The organism is Pseudomonas sp. ADAK2, assembly GCF_012935755.1.
GTDB lineage: Bacteria > Pseudomonadota > Gammaproteobacteria > Pseudomonadales > Pseudomonadaceae > Aquipseudomonas.
In genome coordinates, this window is record NZ_CP052862.1 from 5,609,882 (window position 1) to 5,624,775 (window position 14,894).

At 59.9% G+C, this 14,894-nt stretch carries 17 protein-coding genes; 7 read left to right on the plus strand and 10 right to left on the minus strand.

What is annotated here, in order from left to right; translation table 11 throughout:
• Positions 1–2: 2 nt before the first annotated feature.
• The 4 genes from HKK52_RS25810 to HKK52_RS25825 form a co-directional block, all read right to left on the minus strand.
• Entirely contained in the window at positions 3–944 is a 942-nt protein-coding gene (locus HKK52_RS25810; RefSeq protein ID WP_169373106.1) for a MerR family transcriptional regulator, read from the minus strand.
• On the minus strand, positions 945–1,904 hold the full coding sequence (locus HKK52_RS25815; protein ID WP_169373107.1) for a YbgA family protein: 960 nt from the start codon (positions 1,902–1,904) through the stop codon (positions 945–947).
• A gap of 239 nt (positions 1,905–2,143) precedes the next feature.
• Positions 2,144–2,359: a TIGR02450 family Trp-rich protein gene (locus HKK52_RS25820; protein ID WP_169373108.1), complete on the minus strand. Its 216-nt coding sequence runs from the start codon at positions 2,357–2,359 to the stop codon at positions 2,144–2,146.
• On the minus strand, positions 2,356–3,342 hold the full coding sequence (locus HKK52_RS25825) for an NAD(P)/FAD-dependent oxidoreductase (protein WP_169373109.1): 987 nt from the start codon (positions 3,340–3,342) through the stop codon (positions 2,356–2,358). The genes HKK52_RS25820 and HKK52_RS25825 overlap by 4 nt, the downstream gene beginning before the upstream one ends.
• Positions 3,343–3,538: 196 nt before the next feature.
• Here HKK52_RS25825 and HKK52_RS25830 point away from each other — a divergent pair, with 196 nt between their 5' ends.
• Together HKK52_RS25830 and hemH are read left to right on the plus strand one after the other, a co-directional pair.
• Positions 3,539–4,441 carry a TIGR01777 family oxidoreductase gene (locus HKK52_RS25830; RefSeq protein ID WP_169373110.1) on the plus strand — a complete coding sequence of 301 codons (903 nt, stop codon included), beginning with the start codon at positions 3,539–3,541 and terminating at the stop codon, positions 4,439–4,441.
• 13 nt (positions 4,442–4,454) lie between these two features.
• Positions 4,455–5,480: a ferrochelatase gene (hemH, locus tag HKK52_RS25835; protein WP_169373111.1), complete on the plus strand. Its 1,026-nt coding sequence runs from the start codon at positions 4,455–4,457 to the stop codon at positions 5,478–5,480.
• 45 nt (positions 5,481–5,525) lie between these two features.
• On the opposite strand, the gene HKK52_RS25840 is transcribed toward hemH, so the two are convergent.
• Positions 5,526–6,800, minus strand: a complete 1,275-nt coding sequence (locus HKK52_RS25840; protein ID WP_121757255.1) for a uracil-xanthine permease family protein — start codon at positions 6,798–6,800, stop codon at positions 5,526–5,528.
• Positions 6,801–6,802: 2 nt separating this feature from the next.
• Positions 6,803–7,441, minus strand: a complete 639-nt coding sequence (gene upp / locus HKK52_RS25845; protein ID WP_123410117.1) for a uracil phosphoribosyltransferase — start codon at positions 7,439–7,441, stop codon at positions 6,803–6,805.
• A gap of 164 nt (positions 7,442–7,605) precedes the next feature.
• On the opposite strand from upp, the gene HKK52_RS25850 reads away from it, so the two are divergent.
• The 3 genes from HKK52_RS25850 to HKK52_RS25860 all read left to right on the plus strand — a co-directional run bounded on the left by HKK52_RS25850 (position 7,606) and on the right by HKK52_RS25860 (position 9,183).
• Entirely contained in the window at positions 7,606–8,163 is a 558-nt protein-coding gene (locus HKK52_RS25850) for a hypoxanthine-guanine phosphoribosyltransferase (protein WP_133840271.1), read from the plus strand.
• Between the two features lie 183 nt (positions 8,164–8,346).
• Complete coding sequence (locus HKK52_RS25855) at positions 8,347–8,832, plus strand: hypothetical protein (RefSeq protein WP_169373112.1); 486 nt, start codon at positions 8,347–8,349, stop codon at positions 8,830–8,832.
• Between the two features lie 63 nt (positions 8,833–8,895).
• Positions 8,896–9,183 carry a PA4642 family protein gene (locus tag HKK52_RS25860; RefSeq protein WP_169373113.1) on the plus strand — a complete coding sequence of 96 codons (288 nt, stop codon included), beginning with the start codon at positions 8,896–8,898 and terminating at the stop codon, positions 9,181–9,183.
• A gap of 201 nt (positions 9,184–9,384) precedes the next feature.
• On the opposite strand, the gene mqo is transcribed toward HKK52_RS25860, so the two are convergent.
• Positions 9,385–10,893 carry a malate dehydrogenase (quinone) gene (mqo, locus tag HKK52_RS25865; RefSeq protein ID WP_169373114.1) on the minus strand — a complete coding sequence of 503 codons (1,509 nt, stop codon included), beginning with the start codon at positions 10,891–10,893 and terminating at the stop codon, positions 9,385–9,387.
• Between the two features lie 738 nt (positions 10,894–11,631).
• Positions 11,632–11,865: a hypothetical protein gene (locus tag HKK52_RS25870; protein ID WP_169373115.1), complete on the minus strand. Its 234-nt coding sequence runs from the start codon at positions 11,863–11,865 to the stop codon at positions 11,632–11,634.
• 205 nt (positions 11,866–12,070) lie between these two features.
• On the opposite strand from HKK52_RS25870, the gene HKK52_RS25875 reads away from it, so the two are divergent.
• Positions 12,071–12,655, plus strand: coding sequence for a YajG family lipoprotein (locus HKK52_RS25875; RefSeq protein ID WP_169373116.1), 585 nt, complete (start codon positions 12,071–12,073; stop codon positions 12,653–12,655).
• Positions 12,656–12,825: 170 nt separating this feature from the next.
• On the opposite strand, the gene HKK52_RS25880 is transcribed toward HKK52_RS25875, so the two are convergent.
• On the minus strand, positions 12,826–13,032 hold the full coding sequence (locus HKK52_RS25880; RefSeq protein WP_010458215.1) for a hypothetical protein: 207 nt from the start codon (positions 13,030–13,032) through the stop codon (positions 12,826–12,828).
• Between the two features lie 174 nt (positions 13,033–13,206).
• Here HKK52_RS25880 and HKK52_RS25885 point away from each other — a divergent pair, with 174 nt between their 5' ends.
• The gene (locus HKK52_RS25885) at positions 13,207–13,491 is read left to right on the plus strand and encodes a hypothetical protein (RefSeq protein WP_169373117.1); all 285 of its coding nucleotides are present in this window, start codon (positions 13,207–13,209) and stop codon (positions 13,489–13,491) included.
• Positions 13,492–13,607: 116 nt separating this feature from the next.
• Here HKK52_RS25885 and HKK52_RS25890 read toward each other — a convergent pair whose 3' ends face one another.
• Positions 13,608–14,771, minus strand: a complete 1,164-nt coding sequence (locus tag HKK52_RS25890) for a 1-acyl-sn-glycerol-3-phosphate acyltransferase (protein ID WP_178117465.1) — start codon at positions 14,769–14,771, stop codon at positions 13,608–13,610.
• Positions 14,772–14,894: the final 123 nt, after the last annotated feature.

The window sequence follows — 14,894 nt, forward strand, 5'->3', positions numbered from 1 at the left end:
CATTAAATCAGCCCACGCTGAACGAGATCCTGATGCGCCGACAAGGGATCTTCGGCCAGGAACAAATCAGCGATTTCAGTGGTTTTTACCGACAACTCGGCGTGGTGGATGCACACCGTTGCTCCGGCAATCATTTTTGGGCAACTGACGCCATTCAAAAGTTTCGGCAGCTGCGCAAGGTTCATGGCTTTGCTGGAATACAGCAGTACGCCACGGGCTTGCAGGTGTTCGACCGCCAGTGCGAGTTCGCCGGCCGGCAATGGCCAGTCGAACACTTCCACCGGGCAATCGGCGCTGCTGATCAGCCACGCGGTGAGCCACACGTGAGGTTCGAGTGGCAGATCCGAATGATTGATTAACAGCAGCGGTGCGGCGTGCAACTGACGGTTGTTATGGTAGATGCGCGCGCCGAATTTGCTGCGTAACCAGGAATAAAAGAACACGCGCTCCATGTGCGCGCCGAACTGCCCCTGCCAGCGTTGTTCCAATTCGGTCAATAACGGCATCAGCAGTTGTTCACACAAGGTCCGTGGCGGGTACAGCGCCATGGCCTGGTTGACGGTATCGTCGAGGGTGCGTTCGTTCAGTAGCGTGACGGCTTGAAGCAGTGTGTGGCGCAGCCGTTGCCAATCGTTTTCCACCGGATCGGTGAAGGCTTGCGGGGTATCGAGCAGTTGCTTGACCTGGCTGACGGCAACGCCGCGATTGAGCCAGGTCAGGATCGTCAAAATCCGTTGCACGTGCTCGGCGGAGAACAACCGATGCCCCTTGGGTGTGCGTTGCGGCACGATCAGGCCGTAGCGCCGTTCCCAGGCGCGCAGGGTAATGGCGTTGACCCCGGTCTGGCGCGCCACTTCACGAATCGGCAGCCAGCCTTCGTCCAGGGCTTTCTTGAAGTCGGCGCCGAGGTCTTCGCTGGCACTGCTGTCGAGTGGGATTTTCATTTAGATCGCATTTCGCAGGCTGAGGTTTTCCGGGTGCGGTTGCAGGTAAACCTGTTGCGCGATGTACGGATCCGGGTGTTGGCGGAAGTAGTGCTTAAGCAGCGTCAAAGGCACCACCAGCGGTACGATGCCGTGGCGGTACTGGCCGATGACGTGTTGCATTTCCTGTTTGTCTTCAGCGCTGAGGGCCTGTTTGAGATAACCACTGATATGTTGCAGGACGTTGGTATGAGTGCGGCGGGTGGCGCATTTTTTCAGCGCCTCCATCAGCTCGCTGAAATAGCGCGGGCCGAGTGCTTGCGGATCGGTCTGGCCCATGTTGCCCAGCAAGTTGCCGAGGGTTTTGTATTGCACCGGGTTATGGGCCATCAGCAGGTACTTGTAGCGCGAGTGAAAGTCGATCAGGCCGCGGCGGGTCAGACCTTCCTTGAGCAATTGTTGCCAGGCGCTGTAGGCAAAGACTCGGGTGAGGAAGTTTTCCCGCAATACCGGGTCGTTGAGGCGACCGTCTTCTTCCACTGGCAAATCCGGATGTTGTTCGCAAAAGGCCTGGGCGTAGATGCCGCGACCACCGCCGTCCACCGAAGCGCCGTTGGCGTGGTAGACCTTGACCCGCAACAGGCCGCAGGACGGCGATTTCTGCATGAAGATGTAGCCGCAGATGTCATCCAGTTCGGCCGCCATTTGCTGACCGTATGCAGCGAGGGATTGGGTGACGTTGATCTCGGGGTTGACCGTGCCGATGGCTTCGGGACGGTCGGGATCGCCCACCAGGCGGATCGGTTCGCGGGGGATACCGAGGCCGATGGCGACTTCCGGGCACACCGGGACGAAATCGAAATAATCAGTGAGGGTGCGACTGCACAGCCGCGATTCCTTGTGCCCGCCGTTGAAGCGCACCTCGGCACCCATCAGGCAGGCGCTGATCGCGATTTTCGGTTTGGCGGGGGCAATGGACATCGAAGCACCTCGAATCTGAACCTGTACAGAGTGACGGCTCTGTACAACATAATCTTCATCATAGATTCGAAGCTGTACAAGTCAAATTATTTGTATAGGTTTTTTCGGGAGGTAGATCGTTCCCACGCTCTGCGTGGGAATGCAGCCCGTGACGCTCCGCGTCACTGGACGCGGAGCGTCCCAAGAGGCATTCCCACGCGGAGCATGGGAACGATCAGATCGCAGTCTTCGGCAGCTTCCTACGTCCAGCCCATTTGCCAGAGGGATTTGTCTCGCAGGGTCTGCCAATCAATGCGCTCACTGCGTTGAGTCAACACCGCCTGCAACTCAACCGCCAGCACCGTGCCGTCCTCATCGCGGAACAGCTGCGTCACCAGAAAATGTTTTTCGCGGTTTTTCGGTTGGGCTGCTGTCCATTTCGACAGCAGCAATTTCGCGGGATTGAGGCGGTTCACTGCAGGTGCGCGTGCAAGCGGCGGGCGGCTTCCTGGCCGCTGAGCCAGGCCCCTTCGACGCGACCGGACAGGCACCAGTCGCCACACACATACAAACCCAGATCGGCATCGGCCAGCACGCCCCATTCATGACTGCTGGCAGGGCGGGCGTAGAGCCAGCGGTGGGCGAGGCTGAAGGTCGGAGCGGGCATGGCGCTGTGCAGCAACTCGGCGAACGCACCGTGCAGTTGCTCGATCACGGCTTCCTTGGGCAGGTCGATATGTTGCCGGCTCCAGGTGCTGGTGGCGTGCAATACCCACGTGTCGAGCGTGTTGTCGCGCCCGGGTTTGCTGCGGTTGCGGGCCAGCCAGTCGAGGGGGCTGTCCTGCACGAAGCAACCTTCCATGGGCGTATCCAACGGTTTGTCGAAGGCGAGGGCGATGGCCCAGGTCGGGTCCATTTTGACCCCGGCGGCGGCACCCGCGAGTTTCGGCGCCGAGGCCAGCAACGCGGTCGCCTGAGGCGCCGGCGTCGCGATCACCACATGACTGAATGGGCCATGAGTGAAGCCTTCGGCGTCCTGCAGATGCCAGTGCTCTTCACCGCGATAGACTTCCGTGATGCGGCAGGCGAAATGCACTTCCAGGTCACCGAGCAGCGCGCGGGTGATGGCGCTCATGCGTGGGGTGCCGACCCAGCGCGTCTGTTCGTCCGGCGAGAGGTTGAGCTGGCCGCCCTGGAACGTATAGAGCTGCGGCGTCCACTCGGCGACCCAGCCATTGGCTTGCCAGCGCTGCACTTCGGTGACGAAGCGCCGGTCACGGGCCGTGAAATACTGCGCACCCATGTCCAGAGCACCGGCGTCACTGCGCTTGCTCGACATGCGTCCGCCGCTGCCACGGCTTTTATCGAAAAGTTGAACGACATGCCCGGCCTCCGTTAGGGCCTGGGCGGCTGAGAGCCCGGCGATGCCGGTGCCGATGATTGCGATAGGTACAGTCATAGGGGCCTCGTTTACCTTTCTGTACAGACTACGCCGTGGTTTAAACCTGTACAATATTGTTTTTTGGTATAACTTTTAGCGTTCTCGTTCTGACAGCTTGGCCTATTGTTAAACACAGACACTGCCCGATACCAAAGATCCCTGCTTATAAAAATAGACTAGTGATCAAGGTAAAACGCCACGCGAGGAAGAAGTCATGCACATATTGCTGACCGGCGGTACTGGTTTGATAGGACGTCAGCTCTGCCATCACTGGTTGAGTCAGGGGCATCGCCTGACGGTGTGGAGTCGTTCTCCGGAAAAAGTCGCGAAAATCTGTGGAGCTCAGGTGCGAGGGATAGCCCGACTCGAAGACCTTGGCGAGGAACCGCTCGATGCCATTATCAATCTGGCGGGCGCGCCGATTGGCGATCGTTGGTGGACGACCCGGCGCAAGGCGTTGCTGTGGAGCAGTCGCATCTCCTTGACCGAATCTCTGCTGGCCTGGCTCGAAACCCGCGAGCAGAAACCCCAGGTGCTGATTTCCGGTTCGGCGGTGGGCTGGTATGGCGACGGTGGCGAGCGCGAGTTGACCGAGGACTCGCCGCCGGTGATCGATGATTTCGCCAGCCAGTTGTGCATCGCCTGGGAGGAAACCGCCCAGCGTGCCGAGGCCTTGGGCATTCGGGTGGTTCTGGTGCGCACCGGGTTGGTGGTGTCGGCCGAGGGCGGCTTTTTGTCGCGGTTGTTGCTGCCGTTCAAACTGGGGCTGGGCGGGCCGATCGGCAATGGTCGGCAGTGGATGCCGTGGGTTCATATCAAGGATCAAATCGCCCTGATTGATTTTCTTCTGCATCGCAATGACGCCAGCGGTCCATATAATGCCTGCGCGCCCAAACCGGTGCGCAATCGCGAATTTGCCAAGACGCTGGGCAGCGTGTTGCACCGCCCGGCGTTCATGCCCATGCCGGCGCTGGCGTTGAAGGTCGGCCTGGGCGAGATGTCATTGCTGTTGCTCGGCGGCCAGAAGGCTGTGCCGGCGCGCTTGCTGGAAGCGGGTTTCACATTCCAGTTCACTGATTTACGCGCGGCCCTGGACGATCTGTCCAGCCGCCTCTGAAATAGGACGTTGCATGACCGATCACGCGTTGCTTCTGGTCAACCTGGGCTCACCGGCCTCCACTTCGGTGGCGGATGTGCGCAGTTACCTCAATCAATTTCTGATGGACCCGTATGTGATCGACCTGCCGTGGCCGGTGCGCCGCTTGCTGGTGTCGCTGATCCTGTTCAAGCGTCCGGAGCAGTCGGCCCACGCCTACGCCTCGATCTGGTGGGAGGAGGGCTCGCCACTGGTGGTGCTGAGCAAACGTCTGCAACAGGCCATGACCGCCCAGTGGACCCATGGCCCCGTCGAGCTGGCGATGCGTTATGGCGAGCCGTCCATCGAGTCGAAACTGCTGCAACTGGTTGCTCAGGGACACAAGCGCATCACCCTTGCGCCACTTTATCCACAGTTCGCCGACAGCACCGTGACCACGGTGATCGAGGAAGCCAAACGGGTGGTACGCGAGAAGAAACTCGATCTGCAGCTCTCGATTCTCCAGCCGTTCTACGATCAGCCGGAATACCTCGATGCGCTGGTCGCCAGCGCCAGGCCTTATCTGGCGCAGGATTATGATCACCTGCTGCTGAGTTTCCACGGTTTGCCGGAACGGCACCTGACCAAGCTCGATCCGACCGGTCAGCATTGCTTCAAGAATGAAGACTGCTGCAAGAACGCCTCGCCGGCGGTTTTGGCGACCTGCTACCGCGCCCAATGCCTGCGCACGGCGGCGGAGTTCGCCAAGCGCATGGGCTTACCGGATGGCAAGTGGTCGGTATCGTTCCAGTCGCGTCTGGGGCGAGCGAAGTGGATCGAACCCTACACCGAAGCACGCCTCGATGAGTTGGGAAAAAGTGGCGTGAAGAAGATCCTGGTGATGTGCCCGGCGTTCGTCGCCGATTGCATCGAGACTCTGGAAGAAATCGGGGATCGTGGGTTGGAACAGTTCCGCGAAGCGGGAGGGGAGGAGTTGGTGCTGGTGCCGTGCCTCAACGATGATCCGCAGTGGGCGAAGGCGTTGAATGCGTTGTGCGAGCGAGCGCCGTTGGCGTTGTAATGATCGTTCCCACGCAGACCAGAGCGTGGGAACGATCAGAAGCGGTTACAGCAAAGGCTCATCCGCCTTCTTGTGCTTCCAGCTGTCATTGCCCGGCAGCAACAGGTTCAGCGCAATCGCCACCACCGCGCACAGCGCGATGCCTTTGAGGCCGAAGTCGTCCGGACCAGTACCGGTGCCGACCAGCACACCGCCGATCCCGAACACCAGAGTCACCGAGACAATCACCAGATTGCGCGCCTCGCCCAGGTCGATCTTGTGGCGAATCAGCGTGTTCATGCCCACCGCCGCGATCGAACCGAACAACAGGCACAGAATCCCGCCCATCACCGGCACCGGAATGCTTTGCAGCAGCGCACCGAACTTGCCGACAAACGCCAGGCTGATGGCAAAGATTGCCGCCCAGGTCATGATTTTCGGGTTGTAGTTCTTGGTCAGCATCACCGCGCCGGTCACTTCGGCGTAGGTGGTGTTGGGCGGGCCGCCGAACAGGCCTGCAGCGGTGGTGGCAATGCCATCGCCGAGCAGGGTGCGGTGCAGGCCGGGTTTCTTCAGGTAATCGCGACCGGTCACGCTACCGACCGCAATCACGCCGCCGATGTGCTCGATGGCCGGGGCCAGCGCAACCGGGACGATGAACAGAATCGCCTGCCAGTTGAACTCCGGCGCGGTGAAGTGCGGAATCGCGAACCACGGTGCCGCGGCAATCTTCGCCGTGTCGACCACGCCGAAGTAGAACGCCATGGCAAAACCCACCAGCACGCCGGAGATGATCGGCACCAGGCGGAAAATGCCTTTGCCGAATACCGCGACGATCAGCGTGGTCAGCAGCGCGGGCATCGAGATTAGCATCGCGGTCTGGTAATGAATCAGCTCCGAGCCGTCGCCAGCCTTGCCCATCGCCATGTTGGCGGCAATCGGCGCCATGGCCAGGCCGATGGAAATGATCACCGGACCAATCACCACCGGTGGCAGCAAACGGTCGATGAACCCGGTGCCTTTGATCTTCACGGCCAGGCCGAGGAAGGTGTAGACGAAACCGGCCGCCATCACACCGCCCATGGTCGCCGCGAGGCCGAACTGGCCCTTGGCGAGGATGATCGGGGTGATGAAGGCAAAGCTCGACGCCAGGAACACCGGCACCTGACGCCCGGTGACGATCTGGAACAGAATCGTTCCCAGGCCGGCGGTGAACAGCGCCACGTTCGGATCAAGGCCGGTAATCAGCGGCATCAACACCAGGGCGCCGAACGCCACGAACAGCATCTGCGCACCCGACAGCACTGTGCGCCAGAGCGGATCGTTGAACTCTTCCTGCATGCTCAAGCGTCCTTCTGCTTGGTGCCGAAGATCTTGTCACCGGCATCACCCAGGCCTGGGATGATGTAGCCGTGCTCGTTGAGTCTTTCGTCAATGGACGCGGTGTAGATCATCACGTCCGGGTGCGCTTTCTCGACGGCGGCGATGCCTTCGGGGGCGGCGACCAGCACCATCGCGCGGATGTCCCGGCAACCGGCCTTTTTCAGCAGGTCGATGGTGGCGACCATGGAACTGCCGGTGGCGAGCATCGGGTCGATGATCATCGCCAGGCGTTCGTTGATTTCCGGAACCAGTTTTTCCAGGTAGGTGTGGGCCTGCAGGGTTTCTTCGTTGCGGGCCACGCCCACGGCGCTGACTTTGGCGCCCGGGATCAGGCTCAGCACGCCTTCGAGCATGCCGATACCGGCGCGCAGGATCGGCACCACGGTAATTTTCTTGCCGGCGATTTTCTCGACCGACACGGTACCGGCCCAACCTTCGATATCGTAGGTTTCAAGCGGCAGGTCTTTAGTAGCTTCATAGGTCAGCAGGGCACCGACTTCCTGAGCAAGCTCACGGAAATTCTTCGTGCTAATGTCTGCGCGGCGCATAAGGCCAAGTTTATGACGGATCAGCGGATGGCGGATCTCTTGGATGGGCATGGGGAAAGGCTCCGGCGGCGGGCAAAAAAACCGGCCTAGATTAATCTATCCGAGGGTGTTGTCCTATAGACATACAGTACGTTAGTCCACAAACGCTTGATTCGGCCGTGCTGGATGCGTACCTTTGCCCGCTTTTCCCGAATCCGTCCCTCCTGGAGAGCGCCATGCCTGCTGATCTCGAGCATATCCGTCAAATCATGCGAGAGGCTGACTGCCTGTACACCGAAGCTGAAGTCGAGGCGGCCATCGCCCGTGTCGGTGCACACATCAACGAACAGCTGGCTGACACTAACCCAGTGGTGTTCTGCGTGATGAACGGCGGGCTGATTTTCGCCGGCAAACTGCTCACCCATCTGCACTTCCCGCTGGAAGCGTCCTACCTGCACGCCACCCGTTATCGCAACGAAACCAGCGGCGGCGACCTGTTCTGGAAAGCCAAGCCGGAAGTCTCGTTCCTCGACCGCGACGTGCTGATCATCGACGACATTCTCGATGAAGGGCACACCCTGGGCGCGATCATCGACTACTGCAAACACGCCGGCGCCCGCGCCGTGCACACTGCCGTACTGATCGACAAGGACCACGACCGCAAGGCTCGCCCGGACCTCAAAGCCGATTTCGTTGGTCTGCCATGCATCGATCGCTACATCTTCGGCTACGGCATGGACTACAAAGGCTACTGGCGTAACGCCAACGGGATTTTTGCCGTTAAAGGCATGTAAACCCGTCGCGGTATGCGCTGGCTCTGTAGCAGCTGGCGCAGCCTGCGTCCGGCGGCGAAGCCGTCGTAATCCTGACTCCACGATTTCACTGACAACCGCAGTGTTTGATTTCACGTCGGCTTCGCCGCCGGACGCAGCCTTCGGCAGCTGCTACAGTGCTCAGCCCGCCCTCCGGAGCCCGTCATGAGCCTTTTGATCCGCAGCTGCGCCGCCCTGTTGCTGACCCTCAGCCTGCCCCTGGCCGCCGCCCCGGCGCCGATGCACGCGCAGTTCCTGCCGCCGGACGACCTGACCCTGCATGACGCCGAACCGGAGCAGCAACAACTGCTGCAAGTCACCGATTATTCCGTCGTGGTGGGCAGTCAGCGCCAATCGACCCAGCAACCGATCCCGGTGACGTCGCCGCTGCTGATCCGCCTCAAGGGCAAATCCCTGAACAAAGGTGCGACCATCACTCAGGTGCTGGTCAACTTCGACGGCGAAAGCAAAAGCCTGAAAAAGCCGATCTACGACGAAAAGAGCAAAACCCTGACGCTCTACTACCCCGTCTCTCAATACCGGGTGGTGATCGATCTGCTGCGCAATGACACGGTGTATTGCCAGTTCCTCAGCTACGCCAACGGCCATGTCTGGGCCGATCTGCACACTGGCAGCGTGCGTTCGCGTTGAGCCTGGCGGCAATCGAGGGGTAAACTGCCCGCCCCGTGAAATGTCTGCGAGCTGGAGTCGGCAATGCGTAAAGATAAGAAGCAAGTGATTGGTGACGAGATCGGCGATGAACAAATCAAACTGTTCCTCGATTTTGAACCGGTCGACGCCACTTCCCCATCCCTGCACAAACTGATCAAGGCCTATCGCGGCCTGCGCATCGACGACTTCGAGCGCTTCCTGACGTTTTTCGTCGCTGCCGGGTTTGACCTGGACGGCAAGGATGAGCACGGTAATGATTTCGTCGCGGTGATCAAGGATCAGCGCAATGCGGCCGAGTACATCGAGTTGATCGCCAAGGTTCGCGGTTAATTCCAGACACTCCGGCACCTGTGGCGAGGGAGCTTGCTCCCGCTGGGCTGCGAAGCGGCCCCAATATTCTGCGAGCAACGGAGATTTTGTGAGTGCTGCGCACTCAAGCGGGAGCAAGCTCCCTCGCCACAAGGATCTTTTCAGGCGCACAAAAAAACGCCCCGCTCTCACTGAGAACGGGGCGTTTTTTGTGGGACCGAATCAAGCGTAGCTTTCGGTCTCGTTACTGGCTTCAACCAGTTCCAGCGCGACGTTGTTGTGCGCGTTGATCTTGCGATACAGCGCAGCGTCGGTTTCCAGGACTTTTTCCCGAGCCGGGAAGATTTCCGCCAGCTTGGCCGCCCACTCACCGGAGGCTTTGTTCGGGAAACATTTTTCGATCAGTTCCAGCATGATCGAAACGGTCACCGAAGCACCTGGCGAAGCGCCGAGCAATGCCGCCAAAGAACCGTCCTTGGCCGCAACCAGTTCGGTACCGAACTGCAGGACGCCGCCTTTTTTCGGGTCTTTCTTGATGATCTGCACCCGTTGGCCGGCCACTTCCAGGCGCCAGTCTTCGGCTTTCGCTTCCGGGTAGAAGCGGCGCAGGGATTCCAGGCGCTGTTCCATCGACTGCATCACTTCGCTGACCAGGTACTTGGTCAGGTCCATGTTGTTTTTCGCCACGGCCAGCATCGGGCCGATGTTGCCGGCGCGAACCGACAGCGGCAGGTCCATGAAGGAGCCGTGCTTGAGGAACTTGGTGGTGAAACCGGCGTATGGCCCGAACAGCAGGGACTTGTTGCCGTCGACCACGCGGGTGTCCAGGTGCGGCACCGACATCGGTGGCGAGCCCACGGCCGCCTGGCTGTAGACCTTGGCCTGGTGGTGCTTGACCACTTCCGGGTTGTCGCAACGCAGCCATTGGCCGCTGATCGGGAAGCCGCCAAAGCCTTTGCTTTCCTCGATGCCCGACGCCTGCAACAACGGCAATGCCGCGCCACCCGCGCCGAGGAAGACGAACCTGGCGTCGACTTCACGGGTATTGCCGCTGTTGACGTCCTTGATGCTGACGGTCCAGCCGCTGCCGTTACGCTTCAGGCCGGTCACGCGCTTGCAGTACTTGACCTGGGCATCGGGTGCGCTGGTCAGGTGCTTGAGCAATTGATTGGTCAGGGCGCCGAAGTTGACGTCGGTGCCGTTCATCACGCGGGTGGCGGCGAGGACTTCGTCGGGCGAACGGCCCGGCATCATCAGCGGCATCCACTCGGCCATCTTGGCTTTGTCTTCGGTGTATTCCATGTCGGAAAAGGCGTGGTGCTTGCTCAGCACATTGAAGCGTGACTTGAGGAAGGACACGCCGCTGTCGCCCTGCACGAAGCTCAGGTGCGGCACCGGGCTGATGAAGGTCTTGCACGAGCCGAAAGTGCTTTTCCTGGTCAGGTACGACCAGAACTGCTTCGACACTTCGAACTGGGTGTTGATGTGCACGGCTTTCTTGATGTCGACGGTGCCGTCGGCGGCCTGCGGCGTGTAGTTGAGCTCACACAGCCCGGCGTGACCGGTCCCGGCGTTGTTCCACGGGTTGGAACTCTCCGCGGCACCCGAATCCATCAGCTCGACGACTTCCAGCTTGATCGCGGGGTCGAGCTCTTTGAGCAGTACAGCGAGGGTGGCACTCATGATGCCGGCCCCTACGAGTACTACGTCGACTGCTTCGTTATGCGCCATTTAACGCGTCTCCAAAATCTGCAGCACCAAATTGTCGGCATAGCTGCCAGGCGTTCCGGGGCGTGTCAGTGATGCCCCAAGTACCCATGGCCAGGATCGCCATGTCCGAATCTTCGCAATTTTTCGCAACTTCGACGGACGCTACCGGCCGGGCCTATGAGTGATATGAACTCATTTCAGCACACGACTGGCAATTCGACTTATGGTCGAGACATCCGTTTGTGCAACCAAATCCGTAGCGGACAGGCTTCAGGCTCCGGTATTCGAGGCGTACCCGTTCCTGTGTCGTTGGGCTGTTTCAGACGCTAATGGTGCATGTTCAGACGCAAAACTATTCATTTGCTCGCCACACTCTTGTGAAGTTGTGAAAACCCGTTTTTTTCACGCTCTTTTGAAGACGTGAACCTCAAAAAAGGGCTGCCCCAGCCTGGCACCGTGCCCGGATGGATTGCCGCCATGGAGTACATGACAGGCAAAACGGGCAAACAGCTCAGTGACCGAGCGTAATGACAGCTCTGCAGATTCGCGAAAAGTGGGGGTTTTGCTCAGGGAACAGCAAGCGCGCCAGCTTCACTCGATCTGTGTGGGCGGCTCTCTGTGGGCGGTGCGGGGTGCCAATACCGGAGCATTGACGGTGCTGCGAGGCCCGATCAGGAGACGTCCTTATAATCGGGGGGAGATTGTATCTAAGAAACGCGGGGAAATGGTCGTGAATAATGACTTTTATTAGGCGTCTGGTCAGATGGACAACAGCGCCTGCACTCGTGAGCGAGGCTGACTCTGCCGAATGCGGGCGCTCGGGGGCAGGGGATGGTGCAGCCAGTTGAGGCGGATTTCTTCGATTTCGACCCAGCCATCGCCCATCGGCTGGAGGCTGCACTGCTTGAAGGCCTGGCAATGACCATTGCGATCAAGCAAGGCAAAGCTGCGGTGCAACGGGCGTGGAGCGAACAGCGAGATCAGATAACGCATGGCGAAGTACCTTGTGGGGTGACTGCTGTGAAGGTTGCCAGCAGGCCGTGACGCCAATGTGTATGAGCGGTGACAGCTGTGTGACAGGAACCGGCTGGTGCGGGGTTTGTCAGAGTTTTCAGCAATCGTTGCGAGACGCTAGTTCGCGACGATGGCCCACCGCTATACTGCGGGCCTGTTTGTGCCTGATTCTGGAGAGAAGAGCATGTTGCAACGCCTGTTGTTCGGTTTGATCACTGTGACCAGTTTGACCCTGGTTGGCTGCGCCCACAGCCCGCAACAACTGAACCCGGAGCCAAAGTTGACCACTCAGCTGGCGGCGGTTGGCCATGGCCAGCAAGTGGTGGTGCGTGTGGTGGACGGTCGTCCGTCGCCAACCCTGGGCACCCGTGGCGGTCTGTACCCTGAGACCAGCGCGATCACCGTGCAGGGCGCGCAGATCCTGCCGAAGTTGCAGGCCCAGGCCGAAGCCGCCGTGCGTTTGCTGGGTTTCACCCCGGTGTCCAACGGCATGAACGCGCCGCAACTGACCGTGACCCTGGCCGAGCTGAAGTACCAGTCGCCTAAAGAAGGCATGTACGTGACGGAAGCCACCATCGGCGCGACCTTCCGCTCCGACGTGCAGAACGCCAATCGTCGCTATAGCGGTCGTTACGGTGCTTCCCTGGACCAGCGTTTCGGCATGGCGCCGAACCAGGAAACCAACACTAAGCTGGTTAGCGATGTGTTGAGCGATGCCCTGACGCGTCTGTTCAAGGACCCGACCGTGGGTCAGATTCTCGGCGAATAAGCGTTCGCGAGAGGCAAAAAAGCCCGGGTGCCAGTGATGGCCCCGGGCTTTTTCATGCCCGCCGCGATCCCTTATAGGCGCGAGGCTTGCCCGCGAAAGCGGTGTGTCAGCCGATATCAATGTTGGATGTTGCGCCGCCTTCGCGGGCAAGCCTCGCTCCTACAAGGGGCTTATGCGGCTTGAGAGTAGAAATCCAGCACGCTCACGCCCGTCAGCAAATCCGTCTCCGGCAAGTCGGCATGCTGATGCCCGCCGAGGGCGCAATACACCAGCCAATGGCGGTCCTGAACGTTGAAGGCGAGGCTGCCGACGAGATTCTGCTGTTCGTCACTTTGGGCGATGAGGTAGAGGCGGTCCTGGTTTTCGGCGTGCAGCATGCTGTGCTCTGTGTCGGTTTCGAGGGGCGACAGACTGGCGCATTCAGATGACGACGCCATGACACAAGACAGCAATCGGCCCAATGGTTCGTTATTTGTCGCACGCTTTCGGTAGAATCCGCGCCGCGGTCGCCGGTTCGGCGTCTGCCACGTCAGTTTTGCCCGAGGTCCGTGATGTCGTTGCATTTGATTTCGTTGTTTACCAACCATCCCGCCAAGTTGATCAACCTGCTGGCCTTGCTGATTGCCTTCCCGGGCTGCTGGCTGCTGCATGCCACCCGTCGCCGCGAACAGCGTGCGCTGGCGGTGCTTGAGGCGCATACCCAGAGCCGTCGTGGCGATGACGCGATGTTGATGCTCGATGGCGCCACCCAGCGCATGAACCGGTTTTTCTATCGATTCGGTTTTGCCTGCCTGGGCGTGGCGCTGGTGGTTTCGTGGGTCAGTACCCGCTTCTGAATCGCTAAAAGCAAAAGACCGCAGCCTCGTTGCACTCGACAGCTCCTACATGGGATCGCATTCATCCTGTAGGCGCTGTCGAGTGCAACGAGGCTGCGATCTTTTGATCTTGTCGCTTAAAGCGGCAACCCAGCCTTCACCCGATACTGATTCCTCACCGGCGTCGCATATTGCAACACCAGGAACGGTCGATGTTCCTCAGGGCAGGCCTCTAGCCGGCGCTGCCATTCTTCCTGCGCCTTGGTCAGTTCATCCGCCGCGAACACCTCGGCGGCTTTCGGCACCTGCAACTGCGGATCCGCATCCTTCCACTGCGCATACGCCAGGTAATGCACCGGGAACAACCGGTAACCGCCGAGGATCTGCTTGTCCATCTCGATCGCCAACTGCTTGGTGTCGTCAAACAGCTCGGTGATCGGCGCGGCGAAGTTCACGTGGACCCGGCCCTTGTAGCCGGTAATGCCCTTGGCGATGCTCACATCGTCCTCGCCCGGCACTTTGCTGTAGCTGCCAGTGGTGGCGCGGATGAACAGCTCGCGGGCCTTGGCCTGGTCGCACGGGTCGTATTCGTAGCTGATCGACACCGGGGTCACGTTCAGCGACTGGATCACTTCGCCGAACGGCTCGTCCTTGCGGCTCATGTGGAACATCTTGAGGATCGCCGACTCGGTGCGGTCGTCGCCGTCCTTGGCCCGGCCTTCGGCCTGCGCGATCCAGATCGAGGCGCAGTCGTTGCGGATCGAGTGGTTGATGTAGGCCGACAGCAATTGGTAAGCCGCCATCTTCTCGCGGCGACCGGTGATCGAACGGTGCACGATGAAGCTCTTGTTCAGGCGCATCAGATCGCTGACAAATGGCTTTTGCAGCAGGTTGTCGCCGATGGCGATGCGCGGTGTCGGCAGGCCGGCGTGGTACACGGCATAGTTGACGAAGGCCGGGTCCATCACGATATCGCGGTGATTGGCGATAAACAGGTAGGCACTGCCGGACTTGAATTGCTCGACGCCGGTGTAGGTGACACCGTCGGTGGCGCGCTCGATGGTGTGGTCGACGTAAACCTCGACCTTGTCTTGCAAAGTGGCCACCGAGTTGACGCCGGCGAACTCACGGCGCAGCCGATGAGCTATAAGAGGTTTGAGCATCCAGCCGAAAGCACCGGCATAACGCGGGAAGCGAAAGTGAATGAGGATATCTAGAAGCGCCTTGTCGCCGAGCAGCCGCGCCAGCACCGCTGGGACTTCGCTGTCGTCGTAAGGTCGGATGGCATCGAATTCGCCCATCATGCTCTCTTGTTAGAAACGGCTAGGGTAAGTAAAGGTTTTGATCGAAAACCAACGGGGCACGGTCTGAAAAGGTAGCCAGACAAAAATAGCCCTGCAAATAGACCGGCGATTATACGCACA